The sequence below is a fragment of the Listeria sp. LM90SB2 genome (genome assembly GCF_028867355.1).
Lineage (GTDB): Bacteria > Bacillota > Bacilli > Lactobacillales > Listeriaceae > Listeria > Listeria monocytogenes_B.
This window is the reverse complement of the sequence record NZ_CP046449.1, coordinates 2,169,377-2,191,693: the sequence shown is the minus strand read 5'-3', so window position 1 is coordinate 2,191,693 and position 22,317 is coordinate 2,169,377. Positions and strand designations below refer to the sequence as shown.

General features: G+C 38.4%; 20 protein-coding genes. 13 read left to right on the top strand and 7 right to left on the bottom strand.

Annotated elements, in window-relative coordinates; all coding sequences use genetic code 11:
* Position 1 precedes the first annotated feature (1 nt).
* Together feoB and GL301_RS10790 are read right to left on the bottom strand one after the other, a co-directional pair.
* A complete protein-coding gene (gene feoB / locus GL301_RS10795) occupies positions 2-1,996 on the bottom strand; it encodes a ferrous iron transport protein B (RefSeq protein WP_010959009.1) in 1,995 nt (664 codons plus the stop codon).
* Complete coding sequence (locus tag GL301_RS10790; protein WP_003722363.1) at positions 1,993-2,220, bottom strand: FeoA family protein; 228 nt, start codon at positions 2,218-2,220, stop codon at positions 1,993-1,995. Before GL301_RS10790 ends, feoB begins: the two co-directional genes overlap by 4 nt.
* Positions 2,221-2,539: 319 nt before the next feature.
* Between GL301_RS10790 and pta the strand changes: the two genes are divergently transcribed.
* Positions 2,540-3,517, top strand: coding sequence for a phosphate acetyltransferase (gene pta / locus GL301_RS10785; protein WP_010959008.1), 978 nt, complete (start codon positions 2,540-2,542; stop codon positions 3,515-3,517).
* Positions 3,518-3,555: 38 nt separating this feature from the next.
* On the opposite strand, the gene pdxT is transcribed toward pta, so the two are convergent.
* Both pdxT and pdxS read right to left on the bottom strand, forming a co-directional pair.
* Positions 3,556-4,122 carry a pyridoxal 5'-phosphate synthase glutaminase subunit PdxT gene (gene pdxT / locus GL301_RS10780; protein ID WP_003728354.1) on the bottom strand — a complete coding sequence of 189 codons (567 nt, stop codon included), beginning with the start codon at positions 4,120-4,122 and terminating at the stop codon, positions 3,556-3,558.
* Between the two features lies 1 nt (position 4,123).
* Positions 4,124-5,011 (bottom strand): pyridoxal 5'-phosphate synthase lyase subunit PdxS, encoded by an 888-nt coding sequence (gene pdxS / locus GL301_RS10775; RefSeq protein ID WP_003728355.1) that lies wholly within the window; start codon positions 5,009-5,011, stop codon positions 4,124-4,126.
* Between the two features lie 123 nt (positions 5,012-5,134).
* Between pdxS and GL301_RS10770 the strand changes: the two genes are divergently transcribed.
* From GL301_RS10770 to GL301_RS10735, 8 genes are all read left to right on the top strand, one after another.
* The gene (locus GL301_RS10770; protein ID WP_003734395.1) at positions 5,135-6,580 is read left to right on the top strand and encodes an aminotransferase-like domain-containing protein; all 1,446 of its coding nucleotides are present in this window, start codon (positions 5,135-5,137) and stop codon (positions 6,578-6,580) included.
* Positions 6,581-6,760: 180 nt separating this feature from the next.
* Positions 6,761-8,767, top strand: coding sequence for a BglG family transcription antiterminator (locus GL301_RS10765; protein ID WP_010959007.1), 2,007 nt, complete (start codon positions 6,761-6,763; stop codon positions 8,765-8,767).
* Between the two features lie 7 nt (positions 8,768-8,774).
* Positions 8,775-9,242 (top strand): PTS sugar transporter subunit IIA, encoded by a 468-nt coding sequence (locus GL301_RS10760; protein ID WP_003724524.1) that lies wholly within the window; start codon positions 8,775-8,777, stop codon positions 9,240-9,242.
* Between the two features lie 5 nt (positions 9,243-9,247).
* A complete protein-coding gene (locus GL301_RS10755; RefSeq protein WP_003722354.1) occupies positions 9,248-9,523 on the top strand; it encodes a PTS sugar transporter subunit IIB in 276 nt (91 codons plus the stop codon).
* A gap of 27 nt (positions 9,524-9,550) precedes the next feature.
* Positions 9,551-10,900: a PTS galactitol transporter subunit IIC gene (locus GL301_RS10750; protein WP_003724523.1), complete on the top strand. Its 1,350-nt coding sequence runs from the start codon at positions 9,551-9,553 to the stop codon at positions 10,898-10,900.
* 17 nt (positions 10,901-10,917) lie between these two features.
* Positions 10,918-11,850, top strand: a complete 933-nt coding sequence (locus GL301_RS10745) for a 1-phosphofructokinase (RefSeq protein ID WP_010959006.1) — start codon at positions 10,918-10,920, stop codon at positions 11,848-11,850.
* A 1-nt stretch (position 11,851) separates the two neighbouring features.
* Positions 11,852-12,502 (top strand): class II aldolase/adducin family protein, encoded by a 651-nt coding sequence (locus GL301_RS10740; protein WP_003734396.1) that lies wholly within the window; start codon positions 11,852-11,854, stop codon positions 12,500-12,502.
* Positions 12,503-12,505: 3 nt separating this feature from the next.
* Positions 12,506-12,703, top strand: coding sequence for a hypothetical protein (locus tag GL301_RS10735; protein ID WP_003722350.1), 198 nt, complete (start codon positions 12,506-12,508; stop codon positions 12,701-12,703).
* Positions 12,704-12,746: 43 nt separating this feature from the next.
* Here GL301_RS10735 and betL read toward each other — a convergent pair whose 3' ends face one another.
* From betL to GL301_RS10720, 3 genes are all read right to left on the bottom strand, one after another.
* Positions 12,747-14,270 carry a BCCT family glycine betaine transporter BetL gene (gene betL / locus GL301_RS10730; protein WP_003728356.1) on the bottom strand — a complete coding sequence of 508 codons (1,524 nt, stop codon included), beginning with the start codon at positions 14,268-14,270 and terminating at the stop codon, positions 12,747-12,749.
* A gap of 167 nt (positions 14,271-14,437) precedes the next feature.
* The gene (argH, locus tag GL301_RS10725) at positions 14,438-15,808 is read right to left on the bottom strand and encodes an argininosuccinate lyase (protein ID WP_010959005.1); all 1,371 of its coding nucleotides are present in this window, start codon (positions 15,806-15,808) and stop codon (positions 14,438-14,440) included.
* Positions 15,809-15,811: 3 nt separating this feature from the next.
* On the bottom strand, positions 15,812-17,026 hold the full coding sequence (locus tag GL301_RS10720) for an argininosuccinate synthase (protein WP_003724518.1): 1,215 nt from the start codon (positions 17,024-17,026) through the stop codon (positions 15,812-15,814).
* Between the two features lie 214 nt (positions 17,027-17,240).
* On the opposite strand from GL301_RS10720, the gene GL301_RS10715 reads away from it, so the two are divergent.
* The 4 genes from GL301_RS10715 (at position 17,241) to GL301_RS10700 (ending at position 22,233) form a co-directional block, all read left to right on the top strand.
* Positions 17,241-18,284: an alpha/beta hydrolase gene (locus tag GL301_RS10715; RefSeq protein WP_003722346.1), complete on the top strand. Its 1,044-nt coding sequence runs from the start codon at positions 17,241-17,243 to the stop codon at positions 18,282-18,284.
* Between the two features lie 110 nt (positions 18,285-18,394).
* Positions 18,395-18,985: an efflux pump transcriptional regulator FepR gene (gene fepR / locus GL301_RS10710; RefSeq protein ID WP_003724516.1), complete on the top strand. Its 591-nt coding sequence runs from the start codon at positions 18,395-18,397 to the stop codon at positions 18,983-18,985.
* 9 nt (positions 18,986-18,994) lie between these two features.
* Positions 18,995-20,326, top strand: a complete 1,332-nt coding sequence (gene fepA / locus GL301_RS10705) for a multidrug efflux MATE transporter FepA (RefSeq protein ID WP_003728358.1) — start codon at positions 18,995-18,997, stop codon at positions 20,324-20,326.
* 635 nt (positions 20,327-20,961) lie between these two features.
* On the top strand, positions 20,962-22,233 hold the full coding sequence (locus GL301_RS10700) for a helix-turn-helix domain-containing protein (protein ID WP_003731371.1): 1,272 nt from the start codon (positions 20,962-20,964) through the stop codon (positions 22,231-22,233).
* Positions 22,234-22,317 lie beyond the last annotated feature (84 nt).

Below are 22,317 nucleotides of genomic sequence, written 5' to 3'. Positions count from 1 at the left end.
CTTAAACGAATAGACTACCAATTTGATAAACGAGAAATACTAACACGTAGGCTGTAACAAGTGGATAAGCGACAGCAAATGCGGTCCATTTCCACGAACTAGTTTCTTTACGAATGGCGGCAACTGTCGCTAAACATGGGATGTAAAGCAAGATGAACAACATAAAGCAATAAGCCGAAAGTGGTGTATAGAAAGTGCTAACGATGCTGCCAAGCGAACTTTCTCCAACTGCATAAATAATTGCCATTGTGGAAACGACTACTTCTTTTGCTAGAAAACCAGGTATAAGGGTGGCTCCCGCTTGCCATGTTCCGAAACCAAGCGGAACGAGTAGTGGGGCGAGCATGCCACCGATAATTGCTAAGAAACTTTCGCCCATTGGTACGTCGAGTCCAGATGGACCAGCGTAGTTTAGCAACCAAATGATAACCGAACCTGCGAAAATGAATGTTCCCGCTTTACGCAAGAATCCTTTTCCTTTTTCCCACGTGCTGCGCCATAAAGTTTTAAGCGATGGGAGGCGGTAGGGTGGTAGTTCGACGACGAATACGGAATTATCTTTTTTAAGTAAAGTTTTTGATAAAATTTTAGTGACGATAAGTGCCATTAAAATACCGATAACGTAAAGTGAAAGTACTACGAGCGCCTGATGTTTCTCGAAAAACACGCCTACAAAAAGAGCATAAACAGGAAGTCGCGCGGAGCAGGACATAAATGGTGAAACGAGAATAGTTAGTGTTCGTTCTTTGGATTCTTCAATCGAGCGCGCCGCCATAATTCCAGGGACATTACAACCAAAGCCGATAATCATCGGAATAAAAGCTTTCCCATTTAAGCCGAAGATTTCCATTACGCGGTCCATAACAACCGCTATTCTAGCCATGTATCCGGAATCTTCTAAGACAGAAATGAAGAAGAAAATAACCAATATTTGAGGAACAAAGACAAGCACGCCACCGACACCAGCGATGATACCATCTGCAACCAAATCAGTGATAAATCCAGATGCGCCAATGGCTGTTAAAAAGGATGTTACGGAGTCCGTCAGCGGCCCGCCAATAAAACCATCGAGCAAATCAGATAGCGGTGCGCCAACCCAAGTAAAGGTTATTTGGAAAATCAACCACATAATACCAAGAAAAATAGGAATGCCAAAAAACTTGTGGGTGAAAATTTTATCGAGTTTATCGGATAGTGGAATATCCGAATGGCGCGTATATTCGACCGAGGTTAAACAAATATCATGAATGTAATTCACACGAACTTGGTGAAAATGATTTTCTAGTTTACCGTCAAGCGCAATTTCAAGTTCTGTGCGGATATGTTTTAATTGCTCCAAAGCAGGGCATGTCGCTAAAAATTCTTCTGTGACTTCATTTTTAGAAAGAAATTGAACAGCAAGCCAGCGAGATTGTTTGGCAGGAATCATGTCTTTGATTAAAGCTTGGATTTCAGTAATCGCTTTTTCCGCGGGTTCCCCGTATGGTAAAACAAGTGGAATCGCGGGAGCTACGTGTTTTTCTGACAAAGTAGATAAAATATCGTCTGTACCTTTTCCGGAACGAGCAACTACTGGCAAAATTGGAATGCGCAATTGTTTGGCAAGGTTCTGGATGTTTAGATGAATACCGCGACCGGCAGCTACATCAATCATATTCAGTCCCATCACAACAGGTGCACCAAACTCAAGTAGCTGAATGGTTAAATTTAGATTTCGCTCAATTTGCGAGGAATCAACAATATTTAACATACAATCGAATTTCTCTTCCAGTAAAAATCTAGTGACAACTGTTTCATCACGAGAAATCGGATTTAAGTCATAAATACCGGGTAAATCAATTAATTTTCCAGTTTTTGAGCGCAACGTACCGACTTTCTTTTCGACGGTGACTCCGCTCCAGTTTCCTACATATTCATAAGAGCCTGTTAATGCATTAAATAAGGAAGTTTTCCCGGTATTTGGGTTTCCGAGTAAGCAATATGTATTTTGACTCATCTGCGTTCCACCATAATGGCGCAAGCATCACATTGTCTAATGCTGATATATTGCCCTTTTGTTTCAAAAGTACAGGGACCACCAAATAGTCCTTTTTGTTTGATACAAATATCACAACCTTCATCGCAACCAAGTGCAAGTAAGCGACGTTTAAGCATGGCGTTCTCAATTTTTAATTCTGAGATGCGAACTTTTTCACCGACAGCAGTTTCATTTAATTGCATAAGCTAGCAGGCCTCCTTTTATGTTATTTAATGAACATGATAATCATTATCAACTATGTTCATTTTATCACGAACAGACCTTAATATGAAGTGTTTTTTTGAAATTGCTGCTAGAATAGCAAAATAGTAGGGTATAACAGCAAAAAAATTTCTTAAGAGCATAGCCGTCTTTTAACTAAGAAGCATGCCTTTTTACCTCTGTATTGATACACGGAAATAAGTGCTGGAGCTGTTTTTAATCACTTTTTTTCTATCAAGTTGTTCTTTTTTATAGTAAAATGGTAACTATAATATGTATATTAATGGAGGCAATTAACACATGAGTGATTTATTTACTACAATCAAAGGACAAGTTACTGGGAAAAACGTGCGCATCGTACTACCTGAAGGAACAGATGAACGTATTGTTGGAGCAGCTGCACGTCTGCAAAAAGAAAATATCGTAAAACCAATTTTGCTTGGTAACAAAGGTGAAATTGAAGCAAAAGCAAAAGAAATTGGCGTTTCTGTTGAAGGAATCGCTATTCACGAACCTGCGACCGATCCACTTTTTGATGAATTAGTGGCTGCATTTGTAGAACGTCGTAAAGGGAAAGCAACAGAAGAAGCTGCACGTAAAATGCTCGTTGATCCAAACTATTTTGGAACAATGCTTGTATACACTGGAAAAGCAGAAGGTCTTGTAAGTGGCGCGGCTCACTCTACTGGTGACACTGTTCGCCCAGCACTACAAATTATTAAAACAAAACCAGGCGTAAGTAAAGTTGCCGGCGCAATGATTATGGTTCGCGGTGAAGAACGCTATTTATTCAGTGATGTAGCTATCAACATTGCACCAGTTGCAGCAGACTTAGCGGAAAATGCGATTGTAAGTGCGGAAACAGCAGAAATCTTCGGCATTGACCCGCGTGTTGCAATGTTAAGTTTCTCTACAAAAGGTTCTGCAAAATCCGATGAAACGGAAAAAGTCGTAGAAGCAACTGCTCTTGCAAAAGAAAAAGCACCTGAATTAACGCTTGATGGTGAATTCCAATTTGACGCAGCATTTGTTCCAACGGTTGCTGAGAAAAAAGCGCCAGGATCCGTTATTAAAGGGGACGCAAATGTATTTATCTTCCCAAGCCTAGAAGCAGGAAACATTGGTTACAAAATTGCGCAACGTTTAGGTAACTTTGAAGCAGTTGGCCCAATTTTACAAGGCTTAAATGCACCAGTTAATGATTTATCTCGTGGTTGTAATACAGATGACGTTTATAACTTAACGTTAATTACAGCAGCGCAAGCAGTGAATAAATAATATGCAAAAGCAGTAGACTAAATTGTCTACTGCTTTTTTTATACCATTTTTTCGAGGAAGTAATTCATCCAGCGATTGTCGTTAGTAAGTTCAGGATGGAATGCGGTAACTAAAATATTAGCTTGTTTAGCTGCTACGATTCGATTTTCAACTGTTGCTAACACAGCTACCTCATTACTCGGTTCAATTAAGTATGGTGCGCGGATAAATATAGCTTCAAACGCAGGTTCACCAAATGCTTCGACGTTTAATTCGGCTTCAAAACTCTCTTTCTGCCTACCAAAACCATTACGGATCGCGGTAGCTTCAATCAATCCTAGGCTCTCTTCGCCACCTTCAATTTCTTTTGACAAAAGGACAAGCCCAGCACAAGTTCCAAAAATAGCTTTCCCTTCACTTGCAAATGCGCGGATAGGTTCCATTAAATCATAACGCTTCATAATCTTGCGCATCGTTGTACTTTCACCACCAGGTAAAACAAGCCCGTCAAGTCCATCTAAATCACTTGAATGCTTTACTTTAAAAGCAAGAGCACCGGCTGATTCAATCATTTGGATATGTTCATCAACTGCACCTTGAATTGCAAGGACTCCAATTTTTTTCATATTAAATGCTCCGATCTTGCATTCTGTCTTCTGGGTTAAGGCGAGACATTTCGATTCCTTTCATCGGGGAACCTAGCTCTTTGGAAAGTTTTCCGATTAGCTCATAGTCAGTATAGTAAGTGGTAGCTTGGACAATCGCACTGGCAAATTTGGCAGGGTTATCTGATTTGAAAATACCAGAACCAACGAAAACGCCGTCTGCTCCAAGTTCCATCATTAATGCGGCATCTGCGGGAGTCGCAACACCACCAGCAGCAAAATTAACGACCGGAAGTTTGCCAAGTGTTTTAATTTCTTTGATTAATTCATATGGAGCACCGAAGTTTTTAGCGGCAACCATTAACTCATCATCCGTCATTCCCGCAATTTGGCGGATTTGACCGTTTACTTGGCGCATGTGGCGGACAGCTTCAACGATATTGCCTGTTCCGGGTTCTCCTTTTGTACGAAGCATGGCAGCCCCTTCACCAATACGGCGGAGTGCTTCACCAATATCACGACAACCACACACGAATGGGACAGTGAAATCTGATTTTAATAAATGGAATTCATCATCGGCTGGTGTTAATACTTCACTTTCGTCGATATAATCAACACCCATTGCTTCAAGGACGCGAGCTTCTGTAATATGACCAATACGTGCTTTCGCCATTACGGGGATAGAAACAGCGTTCATTACTTCTTCGACAATACGAGGATCGGCCATACGAGCGACACCACCAGCTGCACGAATATCGGAAGGAACCCGTTCAAGCGCCATAACGGCAACAGCGCCAGCTTCTTCTGCGATTTTTGCTTGTTCAGCATTAACTACGTCCATAATGACGCCACCTTTTTGCATTTGCGCCATACCACGTTTTACACGATCTGTACCAACTTTTTTCTCCATACTAATAACCTCCATCAAAGTTAATTGAAAATACCTGATTATTATGATAAGCTAAAAGCCATTTCGTAAAAACAGCCAATTGGATGTTGTTTTCTCCATCCAATTATAAAAGAGGTGTAGTAGATGTGGAAACTTGCTGGAAATTCTAATTTACCAATTTATTTACAAATTGTAGATTTAATAGAAACAAAAATTATCAACGGAGAACTTTTGCCAGAAGAGAAGTTGCCTCCGGAAAGACAGTTGGCGGAAATGTTTGGGGTGAATCGTTCGACGGTTGTGCGGGCGCTCGATGAACTTACAGCACGTGCGGTTATCATTCGCAAACAAGGTAGTGGAACGACAGTCAATGCGGAAAAATGGGGGCTTTTTGCAGGGCAGTCAACCAATTGGCGCCATTATTTAACGCAAGGGGGCTTTACACCAGCAGTCCCTTATATTCGGCAAGCGGGAGTAATGGAACGAGCTGATTCGGATCAAGTGATTGATGCAGCGAGCGGGGAATTGCCACTTGAAATGACGCCAAAAATGGAAACACCGAGTCTTTCATGGCAGTCTTTTATTGCAGAAGAACAACAGGAGGATGAAGCGGGATACAAACCACTGCGTGAAACGATTCAAAAACAGATGAAGGAAGCTTATGGCTTACAAACACGACCCGAACAAATTTTCATTACATCGGGTGCACAACAAGCGCTCTTTTTAATTACGCAATGTTTATTAAAACCGGGTGATGCTGTGGCAATTGAGTCACCTTCCTACTTTTATTCGCTATCGTTGTTTCAGTCAGCCGGTTTGCGGATTTTTGCACTACCAATGGACGAGGATGGTGTCATTATTTCTGAATTACGCGATTTATACCATAAACACCGTGTGAAAATGGTTTTTGTTAATCCAACCTTTCAAAATCCAACTGGACTTGTAATGAGTTTGGAACGGCGCAAAGAACTCGTGAAAATTTGCGCTCATTTGCAAATACCGATAGTTGAAGATGATCCATTTTCAGAACTAGCCGCACTAGACAGCCAAGTTCCGGCACCACTGAAACAACTGGACACAGATAATGTGTTATACATTGGCTCGCTCTCAAAAATTATGGGATCCACTACACGAATTGGTTGGCTTATTGGTCCGACAGCAGTAATTGAACGGCTCGCGCTCGCCAGGCAAGAGATGGATTTTGGTTTAAGTATTTTTCCACAAGTACTGGCAAATAGTGTTTTGAATACGCCCGGTTACAAGTTGCATTTACAGCAATTGCACCACGTATTAAAACAGCGCCGAGGTGATTTAATCGAAGCTTTCGAAGCCATTTTACCGAATGATGTAGTATTTATTAAGCCAAAAGGTGGTTTTCATTTATGGGTGAAATTACCAGTCGAAATTCGCTCGATTCGTGATTTTGATATATTTTTAGCGAATGATTTACTTGTTATGCCAGGATTTTTATTTGGGGTAAAAGAAGCGGTTATCCGTGTAACTTATGCGCGGCTTGAGAAGACGGAAGCGAGACGTATAGCTGAAATAATAAAGCAAATATTAATAGAAAAAAAGTGCGAGGAAGCTTGATTTAAAGCTATCTTGCACTTTTTTCATATTCCCCAAAAAATCCTTCTAATCTATAATAGAAAGTAACCCGCGATTTTAACTCATCACAATAAATCTTTCTGCCAAAAGCGAAGTTGTGATGAATCACCATTTTTATGTAAGGGTTATCATTTACTATTAATATAAGGGAGGGGAAAGTAGATGGAACAGAATTGTAAGGAATTAATTACTTATCTGCTCTTGAATCGGCAAGTGAATCTTAGAAATGTTTCCAAGAATTTTAAAGTATCCAAAGAAGCAATTGGCGCACAGATTACACAAATAAACCATCTACTAAAGTCAGAACCAATTTTAATTGACCATGACATGATTTTTGTTACAGATGTATGTAGGGAAGCTTGTTACCGGCTTTTAACTGCGGAAGAACAACAGCTGTTTTCGTTTTATGAGGTAAATATTCGTCGCAAACTTATCATGATTAAATTACTACTTCATAATCATTATATGTCACTCGGAGCGCTTGCGGACTACGTTTATGTAAGTAAAAACACCATGCTTACAGATGTTAAAAGTATCAAAGAGAGTCTGCATGAGTTTGAAATTCAGCTTGATTATTCGAGGAGAGATGGCTACGCTGTTTCTGGTTCAGAATTTCTGATTCGTAATTTACTAGCAGAACTTATTCGCGAAGTCGTTCAGACCCCATACGGGAAATTTGTCCTTGATGAAAAGAAGCTGATTACTGTGAGCGAAGTGTTTTTACTAAAAAAACGGCTCGAAAAGGTTGAAAGTAAGCTTCAAATTACCTTTACAGATGAGCAGATGGAAGAATTGCCCTATATTCTCCACGGCATCATCAAAAGATCCAAAGTAACAAACAAGAAATGGACATTTAAAATTGAAATGTATGACATCAAAAATACCCGTGAGTTCCCGATAATGAAAGAAATGTTTTGGGGGTATGATTTTTTAAGTGAAAACGATTTACTTTACTTATCGTTACAAGTCCTCGCTTCGAACTTAGTCGAGTCGGCGCTTCATTTCTCAGACAGTGAAGAAATCGCCTACGCAGTCGACGAGTTCATTCGTTTACTAGAAATGTATTTTGCGACGGAAATCATGAAGAAAAATGAATTTAAAGAAAAAGTGATTTTACATGTTAGGCCAGCAATTTACCGAACAATTTTAGGATTTCAAATCAATAATCCACTTAAAAAGCAGTTTATTAAAGAGTACACCCCGACATTTAACATTGTAGAAAAAGCCTCCAAACCTTTTGAAAAATTGGTTGGTCACAAGTGGTCAGAAGAGGAGATTGTGTATCTTTCTATGATAGTTCTTGGGTGGATGTATCAAATTGAAGAAACAGAACAGCCGATTTTCCGCGCAGTTGTCCTTTGTAAAAGTGGTACATCCATCTCTAAACTACTGTTAGAAAACTTGAAAATGATGTTTCCGAATATTGATTTTCAAGGAGCTTATGCGGTGCGGCAATTAAGTACGGTGGCACGCGATATTGATTTTATTTTTACGACTGTGCCCGTTCAAAGCGATGCCACCATTTTTGTAATCCCGTCCATTTTAAGTAAAGACAGCCGCCAAATCCTTAGGGAACAAGTGGATAAAGCAATCGAAATGGACAGTCATAAAAAAACCAAAGAACTGCTTGCTATGCTAAAAGATGAAATTCCCGAAGAAAATATTCGATTAGTGCAAGCCAAAATGGAATCCTTTTTCAACAAAAAAGAGCAACCTATGGAGAAGAAAGAACCAGAACAAATGCAAATTACGGAAGAGCAGGTTCACTTCTTAGAAACGCCACTTGAGTGGGAGCAACTAGTTTCGGTGGCATTTGCACCAATGTTAGAACGAGGCACGGTGGATGCTAGTTACATTCATACTTGTGAAGAAATATTCTATCAAAATTATGAGCAGATGATGATTGGGCCGAATATTTATTTACCACATGCCAAACCCGCAAACGGGGTAATTGAGCAAGATATTCAGTTGATGATAATGAAAGCGGACACAAAAACCCCTGAAAATGAAGCAGTCAAAATCATGATTGCCTTAGCACCATCTGAACAAAACAAACATATACCATTATTACTAAAATTGAACGAAATTTTCTTGAAGCCTGAGAAATTAGCGGGAATTCTCGCTTCTACTAACAAAAAGAAAATCGTTGAAATCCTTGAAAGGGGGTGAGCGTCGCGTGGATTACCATGATTTGTTTCAAAAAGAGTTAACCCTGATAAATTCAAGATACGAGAATCAGGCAGAACTTTTTGAATACACGAGCAAGATATTAGAGAAAGAGCAGTATGTAGAGCCGACTTTTAGAGAAGCGGTAACAAGCCGAGAAGTTGTTTTTCCTACTGGTCTCGAGATGAATGGCATCAAAATTGCAATTCCTCATACAGACACGATTTATGTAAAACGTCCTTTTGTACTCGTAAATAAACTTTCTACGCCGATTCCTTTTATTCAAATGGGAACGACAGATAAGTGGATTGATGTCGAAGTAATTTTCATGTTAGGAATCAAAAATCCCCAAGATCAAGTTCCACTGCTTTCAAGTATCATGGAGAAATTTATGGAAGCAGACTTTGTGGAACAAATAAAAACAATAAATGATAGCAATACTTTATGTGATTTCCTAAAAAAACAATTTGGAGAGTGATTACAATGAAAAAAGTTATCGTAGCATGTGGATCAGGTGTAGCAACAAGCCAAACAGTAGCATCAAAAGTAGAACGAATTTTAAAAGAAAAAGGGGTTCGTGCAACTGTAGAAGCAGTAGATATTAAGTCTTTAGAGCAACATATTAAAACAAGTGATGTATATGTAGCTATTACAAAAGCGAACAAAGAATTCGATATTCCAACATTGAATGGTATTGCCTTCTTAACAGGCATGGGCATGGACGAAGAAACAGAAAAATTACTTAACGCCTTAAAATAAACCAGATAAAACAGGGAGCGTGAAAAAATGGAGTCATTACAATCAGTTATACAGTTTATTTTGAACCTTGGAGCTGCCGTTTTTGTTCCAGCACTAATGATTATTATTGGGCTAATTGTACGAATGAAAGTAAGAGATGCAGTCAGTGCGGGGATTATTCTAGGGGTTGCTTTCCTTGGAATGAACATCGTTATCGGCTTTATGATTGAAGCTTTAACACCAGCTGCACAAGGACTAGCTGAGAGAACAGGGATTAATTTAAGCATCTTAGATGGAGGCTGGACATCGATGGCAACACTTGCTTGGGCATGGCCATTTGCCTTCTTGATGTTCCCGCTACAACTAGGTATTAACGCAATTATGCTCGTTATCAATAAAACCAAAACCTTAAACGTCGATTTATGGAATGTTTGGGGGAAAATTTTAACAGCCGTACTTATTATCGGTGTAACACAAAATGTTTACTTAGCATTTATTGTTGCCGGAATTCAAATTGTTACAGAACTAATTCTATGTGATGCCAACCAACGTCAAATTCAAGAGTTAAATGGAATTCCAGGTGTAACCGTTTCTCACGGTATGATGATTTTCTGTATTTTCTTAATGCCGCTTGACTGGTTACTGAAAAAAATTCCAGCACTTCGTAAAGACATGGATGCCAATGCGTTAAAAGATAAAATTGGTATTTTTGCAGAAAACCATGTGATGGGCTTTATTATCGGTGGACTTCTGGGGATTGCAGCTGGTTATGATGTTGCGAAAACCTTGATGTTAGCCATGCAAGCTGCAGCAGCATTAACTCTTTTCCCGATGGTTGCAAAACTATTTATGCAAGCTCTTTCGCCACTATCTGATGGTATTTCTGAGTTCATGAAACGTAAATTTAAAAACCGTGAATTGTTTATTGGGCTAGATTGGCCGATTTTAGCAGGATGTAGTGAAGTTTGGGTAGCAATCGTTCTGATGGTTCCAGTTACACTTATCTTTGCGCTTATTTTACCAGGAAATGGCGTATTACCGTTCGCTGGGATTTTAAATATTTCTTTATGCGCACCAGCACTTATCGTAACAGGTGGAAACTTAATTCGTATGATTATCCTTGGAACAATTACCACACCGATTTTCTTATATGTATCTACTTTCTTCGCTGGAACAATTACGGATTTAGCGCATTCAACAGGCGCAATTTCGCTAAAAGCTGGACAACAAATTACATGGAGTACACTTGAATATCCAGTGTTCCGTTATATCTTTGCAGAAGCAAGTCAGTTTACTATTTTAGGCTTTATTTTTGTCGCAATTTGGGTAGTATTACTAGTATTCTATGTGAAAATGATGAAAAAACGAACAATTGAACTAGAAAAAGCTAGCTCTTAAGAAATAGGAGTGATGAGATGATTTACACGATAACATTAAATCCAGCCATTGACCGGTTGCTTTTCATTCAAGGAGAGTTAGAAAAAAGGAAGACTAATCGAGTCAAAAAAACGGAATTTGATTGCGGGGGAAAGGGGCTTCATGTTTCGGGAGTGTTATCCAAATTCGGTATTAAAAATGAAGCACTTGGAATTGCGGGATCAGACAATCTCGACAAACTATATGCCATTCTAAAAGAAAAACATATCAACCATGATTTCCTTGTAGAAGCTGGAACTTCGACAAGAGAATGCTTCGTCGTCTTAAGTGATGACACGAATGGCAGCACGATGATACCTGAAGCTGGTTTTACCGTAAGTCAGACCAACAAAGACAATCTTTTAAAACAAATCGCTAAAAAAGTTAAAAAAGAGGATATGGTGGTGATTGCTGGATCTCCGCCTCCTCATTATACATTATCTGATTTTAAAGAACTACTAAGAACTGTCAAAGCAACAGGAGCGTTTCTCGGATGTGATAATTCTGGTGAATATTTAAAATTAGCGGTCGAAATGGGCGTTGATTTCATTAAACCAAATGAAGATGAAGTCATTGCCATTTTGGATGAAACGACCAATTCACTAGAAGAAAATGTCCGCAAATTAGCCGGAAAAATTCCCTATCTAGTCGTTTCGCTTGGAGCAAAAGGATCACTTTGCGCGCATAATGGCAAGTTGTATCAAGTTATTCCACCAAAAGTGCAGGAACGCAATGATACTGGGGCTGGCGATGTGTTTGTTGGGGCATTTATTGCAGGACTTGCGATGAACATGCCAATTACTGAAACATTAAAAGTCGCGACAGGTTGTTCCGCTAGTAAAGTCATGCAACAAGACAGTTCGAGCTTTGATTTAGAAGCTGCTGGAAAACTCAAGAATCAAGTAAGCATTATACAATTGGAGGAGAGATAATATGTTATACCAAAAAGAACGTGAAGATTTAGCAAAAATAGTGAAGACGATGTTTGACCGCTTTGAAACGAATGCAGCTGGAGGAAATGTAAGTGTGCGCATGAATAATGAGCACATTATTATGACACCTACACTCATGAGTCAAGCAAAACTTTGCGATCTTTCCCCATATGAAATCCTTGTAGTGGATAATAACAATGAAGTCGTAGAAGGCGATGGGAGAGTTACTAGAGAAATTAACTTACACCGCGCTTGTTACGTAGAAAATCCAAAAATTGGCTGTGTACTCCATGCTCATCCAAAAGAATCGATGCTATTTGCCACACTTGGAATGGAATTACCGAATTTAACAGAAGCAACGCAAAAAATTGGCCAAATTCCAACACTTGAATTTGCGCCAGCGACTAGTCCAGAACTTGCGGAAATCGTTCGTAAACACGTTATCGAACTAGGAGATAAAGCTGTTCCTAGTGCAAGTTTATTAAATAAACACGGTATTGTCGTATTAGATACATCACTTCATAAAGCATACGACATGCTAGAGCGTATTGAATACAATGCCTATATTGCAGAAAAAGCGTTAGTATTTGATGCGTTAGGTATAAAAAAATTAGCTCATGACCGCGAATTAAATTATAATTTGGAGGAGTAACTAATGGAAAAATTCCTTTTTAATGCAACGTTATTTGCCAGTGCTTTATTACTGATGGTCGGGATATTTAAAAGCTCTATTCCAATTACCGCCATTTCTCTCGTGTTAGCAGTTGTTTCGCAACATTTCTTTCGAAAAAAATATCCTAAACAAACTCGTAGCTATCGCGAAATAGTCGCGGCAAAGCAGAAAAAAGGATGAAAAAAGGGATGAAAATCTAGTTGTAGATTTTCATCCCTTTTTATTATAGTTGGGAACGTTGTGATTTTTTCGGTCGGACGTACAATCCGAGTTTTTCTTGTTCCCTCGTTAACGAAACGAATAACGAAACAATCATTAAGATAATGACGATAGAAAACGGAAAGGCTGCTATAATTGATGCGTTTTGAAGAGCTGTGAGTCCCCCCGCATATAGTAGCACACTTGCTATCCCTGCTTGGAGTAGTCCCCATGTTACTTTGACGGAGTTCGGTGGATTTAAAGATCCGCCTGTCGTTTGCATACCGAGAACAAATGTGGCTGAGTCTGCTGAAGTAATAAAGAAGACTGCAATTAAAATCATCGCAACAATCGATAAAACCATACCAGCTGGGAATTCATTAAATACCCCAAAGAGTACTTGTTCAGTTGCTAAACTTGAAAGCCCAGAATTTCCATGTTGTTCGACAAAAATCGCCGAGCCGCCAAATACGGCAAACCAAAATACACTGACTAAAGCGGGCAACACGATGACACCGAGCAAGAATTGGCGAATCGTTCTACCGCGCGAAATTCTGGCAATAAAAATCCCAACGAACGGAGACCAAGAAAGCCACCAAGCCCAATAAAAAATAGTCCATGAGTCAATCCATTTTCGAGCATCAGGCGCATCAGGTGCTGTCTGAAAACTCATTTGGATGATATTTTGTAAGTAGTCACCAAATGAATTGGTGAAGTTATTCATAATGAATAGGGTAGGTCCAAGAATAAGGGTTAAAACTAATAAAACTCCAGCAACATAAATATTTACATTACTTAAAAGCTGAATCCCTTTATCAAGTCCAGACATGGCTGATAACATAAATAAAATGGTGACAATGATAATAATGGTAAATTGGACAGTAAAATTGTTTGGAACGCCAAACAAGTATGTAAGACCACCATTAATTTGTTGAGCGCCAAGGCCGAGTGTCGTTGCAACACCGATGACTGTCGCAAAAACAGCGATGATATCAATCAATTGTCCAATTGGACCTTTGGCATGTTTCCCTAAAATAGGATAAAGAGTGGCACTTATTAAACCCGGCGCATTTTTCCGGAATTTGAAGTAAGCCAGTGCTAAAGCGACAATCGCATAAATCGACCAAGCAGAAATTCCCCAGTGGAAGAATGAATAGCGAAGCGCATCTTTCATCGCTGCTTGCGTGCCGACTTCACCGCCAGGAGCTTGGACCGCATAATGAGATAACGGCTCAGCTGCACCCCAGAAAACGAGGCCAATTCCCATTCCAGCACTAAACAACATCGCAAACCAAGACTTATTACTATACCCCGGTTCCTCACCAGGTTTTCCGAGGCGAATCGAGCCAATCGGACTTAAAACTAAAAACAAGCAGAAGATAATAATAATCGCTACAACAATTAAATAGTACCAACCAAAATTACTTGTTAGAAATTTTTGGATATTGGTTGTAAAAGCTTCAAATTGTTTTGGCAAAAAGGCTCCAAATAAAACGGCTAATAAAACAAGACAACCCGATCCCCAAAAAACACTTGTTAATTTTTTCAATACATCACTTCCCTTTATATTCTCTGTATCTATTTCCCCATGTTAGCAAAAAGGTAACATTCTTTTTAATAGTAACAAAAAAAGTAGTGCTCTGACAAATCATGTAAGAGGAAAAAGGGGGAGAAGTCAGCAAAAAACTGGAACGCCATTCAGCATCCCAGTTAGTTTTACAATGTTTTTTTCGCGTTTTCGAGAGCAACTTTAATTTGATCAAATCCAGTCCCGCCGTAAGAATTTCTTTTTTGCACGGCAGTTTTAGAGGAAAGCACCACGTAAATATCATCATCAATAAGTGGATTTATTTCCTGATAGTGGCTAAGCGCTACATCTTGCAAATAAATCCCATTTTGCGTACATTCAAGCACCAATTTCCCAACAATCTCATGCGCTTCTCTAAATGGAACGCCTTTTTTCGCTAAATAATCTGCTAGTTCCGTCGCATTGGAAAAATCTTTTTGTGTCGATTCTTCCATTATTTCTGTGTTGATCTTCATCGTTTCAATCATTCCTGCGAAAATATCTAAGCATGTTTGAACCGTCTCAAGCGTATCAAACATGCCTTCCTTATCTTCTTGCAAGTCTTTATTGTAAGCGAGTGGGAGACCTTTTAAAACCGTTAGCATGCCGAACAGGTTTCCGTAAACCCGGCCAGTTTTACCGCGAATTAACTCAGCCATATCTGGATTTTTCTTTTGCGGCATAATAGAACTTCCCGTTGAAAAAGCGTCCGTTAACTCGACAAATTGAAACTCATGACTCGTCCAAAGTATCAGTTCCTCACAAAAACGCGATAAATGCATCATTAAGATAGAACTGTTACTAAGAAACTCAATAATAAAATCACGATCACTCACGCCGTCCAAACTATTTTCATAAACAGCAGAAAAGCCAAGTAATTCAGCGCTATACGCCCGGTCAATCGGAAAAGTCGTCCCAGCTAGCGCAGCAGAACCGAGCGGTGAAATATCAATCCGTTTGACACTTTCTTCTAAACGCTCCAAATCCCGTGTAAACATTCCAAAGTAAGCTAATAAATGATGTGCAAAAGAGATGGGTTGGGCGTGTTGCAAGTGTGTATAGCCAGGCATAATCGTTTCGACGTTCGCCTCCGCTTTTTGGACTAGCACCACGCGTAAATGTTTTAATGACTGAATAATTTCTGCTACGGCTTGTTTTAAATACAAATGCATGTCTGTTGCAACTTGATCATTCCGACTGCGCGCCGTATGAAGTTTTCCAGCGACTGGGCCGATTTCCTCGTGCAATAGTTTTTCGATATTTAAATGAATATCTTCGTTAACTGTGCTGAATTCGAGCTCACCAAGCGCTAATTTTTCTTGGAGGATTTTTAATCCGGCCGTAATTTCAGCTGCTTCTGAAGCAGGAATAATTCCGCATTTGCTGAGCATAGCGACATGCGCTAAACTTCCCGCCAAGTCTTCTTTTGCCATTTTTTGATCAAAAGAAATCGAAGCACCAAAATCGTCAATCCATGCTTCACTTTTCCCTTGAAAACGTCCGCCCCATAGTTTTTCCATTTTTTACACCTCAGTTGTTATTGTCACTTTTGAATTAACTTCTGCGCTTACTTTCGTTGGTAATCCCCAAAGCTTGATGAAACCAACTGCTGCATCTTGGTCGAATGTATCGGAAGACGTGTAAGTCGCTAGGTTTTCATCATAAAGCGAATTTGGTGATTTTCTTCCTTCCACAATGGCATGGCCTTTAAACAGTTTTACACGAATCGTTCCGTTCACGAATTTTTGCGTGGATTTTAAGAAAGCAACTAATGCTTCTGTCAAAGGTGAGAACCATAGGCCATTGTAAATTGTTTCGCTGATTTTTTGTTCGATAATAGGTTTGAAATGTGCCACTTCACGAACAAAAGTTAAATCTTCTAATTCTTTATGTGCAGTAATCAAAGTGACTGCGGCCGGACATTCATATACTTCACGTGATTTAATGCCAACTAAACGATTTTCGATATGATCGATTCTACCGACACCATGTTTTCCAGCAATTTCATTTAAAGTAAGGATTAAATTTGCTAGGCTCATATTTTCTCCATTTAGAGAAATTGGAATACCGGCATCAAACGTAATTTCAACAATATCTGGCGTATCTGGTGCGTCTTCTAAACTCACTGTTAAGTCGTAAGCTGCTTCTGGTGGTGTTGTCCATGGGTTTTCAAGCACCCCACATTCGTTACTTCTACCCCAAAGGTTTTGGTCAATCGAGAAAGGATTATCTAAATCAATTGGAACAGGGATGTTATGTTCTTTGGCGTAATTGATTTCTTCTTCTCTAGACCATTTCCAATCACGGACAGGGGAAACAACTTTTAAATCAGGAGCAAGTGCATGAATCGCTACTTCAAACCGAACTTGGTCATTTCCTTTACCAGTACAACCATGAGCGATAGCAGAGGCACCTTCTTGACGAGCTACTTCTACTAATTTTTTCGCAATTAACGGACGACTTAAAGCGGAAATAAGCGGATATTTTCCTTCATAATATGCGTGGGCTTGAAGGGCAATTAACGCAAAATCCTCCGCGAATTCTTCTTTTGCATCAATCGTGTAGGATTCACTTGCTCCAACAGTAATGGCTTTTTCTTTAATAAAATCCAAATTTTTGCCTTCACCAACATCTAAGCAACATGCAATAACTTCATAACCTGATTCTACTAACCACTGAATTGCCACAGAAGTATCTAACCCACCTGAGTAAGCTAATACGATTTTTTCTTTCGCCATTGTAAACATCCCCTATTCATAAATATACAAACATTTGTATTTATATTAACACTGATGCTTTTATATATCAACCTTTTTATTTTGGATTATTCATAATTATGCTTAAAAATACATTTTTAAATAAAAATAATCATTTCAAATAGTAATAAATTGGTTCCTGTTCATAAAACTGCTATACTTGTTAATGAAGTTATATTGAAGGAGTTGAGCGAATGTGAAAAATACAATAAAATGGATCGCTATCGGTTTTGCTGGGATCATTCTACTTCCATTATTAATCGTTTTCTTTATTTACAAAAAAGCGGTTGGGAAAAAAGAATATAATCCCGAGGTACTGGAGAATTTAGATGAAGCTTCACAGGAATTTGTGAAAAACACTTCACCGTTATCCGACGTAGATTCGCGATATAAATATATGAGACTAGCGACAAAAGCATTACCTTCAGCAAAAGATATCGAAATTGGCGATGTTGAAAATAAAAAAATTGATGGCCCGGCTGGCAAAATTCCAATTAGAATTTATACGCCGCAAGAAGACGGACCTTTTGAAATTATCGTTTACTATCATGGTGGCGGATTTGTTCTAGGCGGACTGCAAACGCATGACGCGATTGCCAGAAAACTTGTTCAAACAACAGGCGCTCGCGTTGTTACTGTTGATTACCGACTTGCTCCAGAAAATCCATTCCCAGCAGCAGTGGAAGATGCCTATGCCGCGCTACTATGGGTTCAAAATCATCGTACTAGCTTGCGAGCTAAATCCTCAGACATTATCGTTGCAGGAGATAGCGTAGGAGGAAACTTAGCAACCGTTGTGACTCAAATTGCTAAATCAAAAGGTAAACCAAATATCACTGCTCAAATTTTACTTTATCCAGCGACAGATATTTTCAGTCGTGATGCGTCTGTTCTTTATCCTTCAATGGATGAATTTGCAGAAGGCTACGTGCTTACGAAAGAATCATTAGATAAATTCTTTAAATTATATATTGCGAATGCAAGCGATCGTAAATACGATCCACTCGTTGCACCAATACGTAGCAAAGATTTAGTCGGACTTCCAAAAACATTTATTGCGACTGCTGAATTTGATCCACTTAGAGATCAAGGGGAAGCATATGCGAAGAAATTAAAAGACGCCGGCGTAGAAGTATTTGCCAAACGCTTTGAAAAAGTTCCACATGGCTTCATGACAACTAACTCAGAAGCGACCGATGAGACATACGAATTGATTAGCGAGTTTTTAGAAGAAAAATAAATCCATGAATCCACTCTTTTATTAGAGTGGATTTTTTTGTTGACAAAGAAATTTTTTCGTGAGAGAATGACTTACGAACGGTCGTCAGTTTTTGCGAGAGGAGTGGAATGATGAGAAAAGAAGAAATCAAACAAGCTGCACTGACACTTTTTGCTAATAACGGTTTTGAAGGAACATCGCTTGCTGATATTGCAGGGGTTGTGGGGCTGAAGAAACAATCCATCTATTCTCATTTTAAAGATAAAGATGATTTGTTTTTATCCATTATGAAGGACGCGAAATCAACAGAAATAGATTACTACCGGGCAAAACTTCGGGATAGTGATTTATCCAGACCAGATCTTGTTTTGTCTAGTTTACTTTTTGGTGTGAAGGAATTATACGATACGGACGAGGCCTATCAATTTTGGTTGCGTTACGGGTTTTATCCGCCGAAGCATTTGTATGAAGTGGTCCAAGCAGATATTACCGAGAATGTGCTACAAATGGAACATGAATTTACTAATTTATTTAGCAATTGGATGGAGCAAAAGTTAATTCCAATGCAAGATGTGGAAACGATGAAAGAAGCTTATATGGGAATTCTCGACGCAGTTATCGTAGACATTGTGTACGTGAACGACCCAGAAAGAACGGAAAAGAAAATTACAGCTTTATGGCAAATTTTCTGGAGAGGAATTACGCTAAAAGCTTTGAATTAGAGGTGTAGTATGGCAAAAAATATGGAAATTTTAGAAACAGATTCAGTTAAAAAGATTTACTTTAGATATTTAATTCCTTCCTTAGTGGGAATGTTGTTAATGTCTTTAAATATTGTGATTGATGGAATTTTTGTTGGGCATAAGCTCGGCGGAGTGGCGCTGGCTGGCATAAATATAGCGGTGCCTGTATTTACGATTTTTACAGCGATTTCTATTTGGATTGGGATTGGTGCTGCGACTCAGTTTTCCTTTGCGATTGGGGAGAAAAATGTCGCGAAAGCTCAAACGATTTTCACCAATGCGATTCTAGCTGTTGTTTCAATCACTGTTATTATTGGAATTATAGCGTTTATTTTTAAAGTACCATTAGCTTATTTTTTAGGTGCGAATGATGATACGATTGGTTATGTGCTCGAGTATATGAATATCCTGCTCGTATTTGGATTTGCGCTTACACTAGAAAATATTTTAAGTATTTTTGTACGTAACGATGGCGATCCTAATTTATCGATGATTGCGCTTATTGTAACAGCAATCAGTAATGTTATTTTGAACTATTTATTCTTATTTGTATTCGAATGGGGCGTTACGGGTTCTGCGCTTGCTACGATGATTGCAATCATTATCGGTGTACTCATTTTAATTACCCATTTCTTCAAAAAATCAAGTCGTTTAAAATTTGTCAAAGTGGACTGGAACAAAGCGTTTTTCAAGAAAACTTTAGCAATTGGCTTACCGAGCTTTTTAGCGGAAGTTGGGGTGTCTGTATTTACGCTAGGTTATAATATTTCGATTGCGGCTATTGCTGGGACTGCTGGTGTGGCGGCGTTCTCGGTACTCAATTATACGCACAGTGTGATTTTGATGCTGTTCCTTGGAATGGGGTCCGCGATTCAACCACTTATTAGTTATTATCGGGGCGCGAAAGCTAGACAAAAAGAAATAGAAACGTTGAAAATTGCGATTATGGTAGCGTTCAGCACTGGAGTAGGCTTTTTGCTCGTTGGTCTCTTCGGTTCCAACTTGCTCGTTTCGATGTTCGGGAACTTTAGCCCGGAAATTAAAGATTTAGCAAGTAACGGTATCAAATTATTCTATACAGCTTATCTGTTCATGGGCTTCAACTTTGTTATGATGACCTATTTCCAAACATCGGACAAGGTAAAAATGGCTACATGGATAACGATATCGCGTGAGATTATTTTCATGGTCATCTTCCTATTAGTGTTGCCACCAATCATTGGTATCCCGGGCGTTTGGCTAGCAATTCCAATTTCAGAAATGATTGTAGCAGCATCCATCATATTCTATATGAAGAAAAAACATATTCTATTTAAATAAAAATGAGACAAAGATAGATGATATCTTCGTCTTTTTAGGAAATTAATACTAAATATGGACTTGAAAAAGGTGGAAGTAAGATGAATTTTCCTTTTTAGAGATTAATTGAATTTGAATGGTAAAATGAAAATCTACGTTTCCGTTTTTGCGTAGACAGGTTTTAAAAGGGAATGTGTAGAGAAAATTTATAGATTCGATAAGGGATAGAGTCTATAAAACTTGTTGTTTTATTAACGGAGTAGTTTGCATGTGGGAGCAAACTAAGAAGTAATAAAATGTCGGTATTAGGTGAAATTTAGGAATTCAAAAGGAAAATTTTTATTTCACCTATGCCGGACAACAAAAAATCCACAGCGATGATTATGGCAAATTAGTGAAGCTTTTTTCAAAATAGCTATACAGGAGCAAATATAACAAAACGTTTTAGGTCCAAGAGCAATCATGCTTTTTTTGATCTAAAACGTTTTCTATGTAAGGGCGAACGCTTTAGGTTAGTAGTTTAAAAAAGCTAATTTAACAAGCTTTTTTAGAAAATATAAAAATGAAAGCAAAAAAGTAGCTGGAAAAAGTAGTTGTTTTCCATTTCGAAATGTTTATAATTAAGAGGAAAATATTGAAAAAACGGCGGTGACATCATGAACTTAATCGGTTTGCGAATTAAAAATATTCGTAAAGAGAAACAGCTGACATTAAAAGACGTAGCGCAAGGAATTATCTCTGTTCCTTATTTAGCAAATATAGAAAATGGTATTAAAGTTGCTTCTTTGGAAACGTTGATACACATAGCAAGAAGGTTAGAAATACCGGAAGAAGTGTTATTGATGAGCGAAGATGAAGAGAATAGAGCACTTTTGAAAGAATTGGATGAGATTTTTAAACTATTGGTTTGTTCTAATCCTAAAGAAATAGAAAGTAGATTAAAGAAAATAGCGGAAAATGTAGAGCTGCAGCACGAATCACCAGCTGTCGAACTTAGCTTTTATTGTTTACAGGTGGCATTTTATTATAAGACTTGGAAATTTTCAAGAGCGGAAGAAGTGGAAGCTAAATATTTAAAGAACGCAGAAAAACGAGTGGAAAATGCTTTCCCGCCCCAATTGCTTTCCTACTATTATTACGGTCAGGCAGTAAAACATTCTCATGCAACGTGTAATTATCAATTAGCAGTGGAGTACTGGGAAAAGTGTGTTGCTCTCACTGATAATAAAAATTTTCTCACTGTTTTTCATGTGTGCATCTGCATTAATTATATTTGCCAAAGTATTTATGAACCCGCACTTGGACATATCCAGCAAGCGTGGGATTTAATAAAGGATGAAGAGCAGGAACGTTTTGTCTCTATTCTTTATTTCTACGGTTACATTTATTTTCAAATTGGCTTTATTGGTGAGGCAAAATACAGATTTAAACAAGCACAAAAGTACTTTTCCAAATATCCAGAAGCTAAAAAAATCTATTATTTCGTCGTTCAGTTAAAAATGGCAGAAATTGAAAATATTGAGGGAAATGAGACGCTATTTTATGAAAAAATAACCTGTTTGTATAAAGAAATAATGGCCTACAAAACGACTAATATAAGCTTTAACAACAACGATTACCTAGTTATAACAGAACTGATGGTTATTTTTGCGGAAAAAGGTTTTGTTGAAGAAGCAACTTCATTAATGGGGCTGATGAATACAGTAGTTGAGCGAGTACAAGAACTGAATTACTTTATGGAATACACCGAAATATTGCTTTTATATCAACAGGATGAGCAAGTAAGTTATGAAAAGAAAATGATACAATTACTGAAAAAAATTAACGCATCAAATGATCCAGCATTAATTGAACGAGTGAAAAAGCATGCAAGTAAACATTTCGCCAAATCAACGAAATATAAAATGGCATACGATATTTTGTCTTAATATTAGAAACAGCTAGTTGTTATACTGGCTGTTTTCTTTTGCTTTTTTGCGGGTAATTAAAGGTGTTAGGTTTAGGGCGAAAAA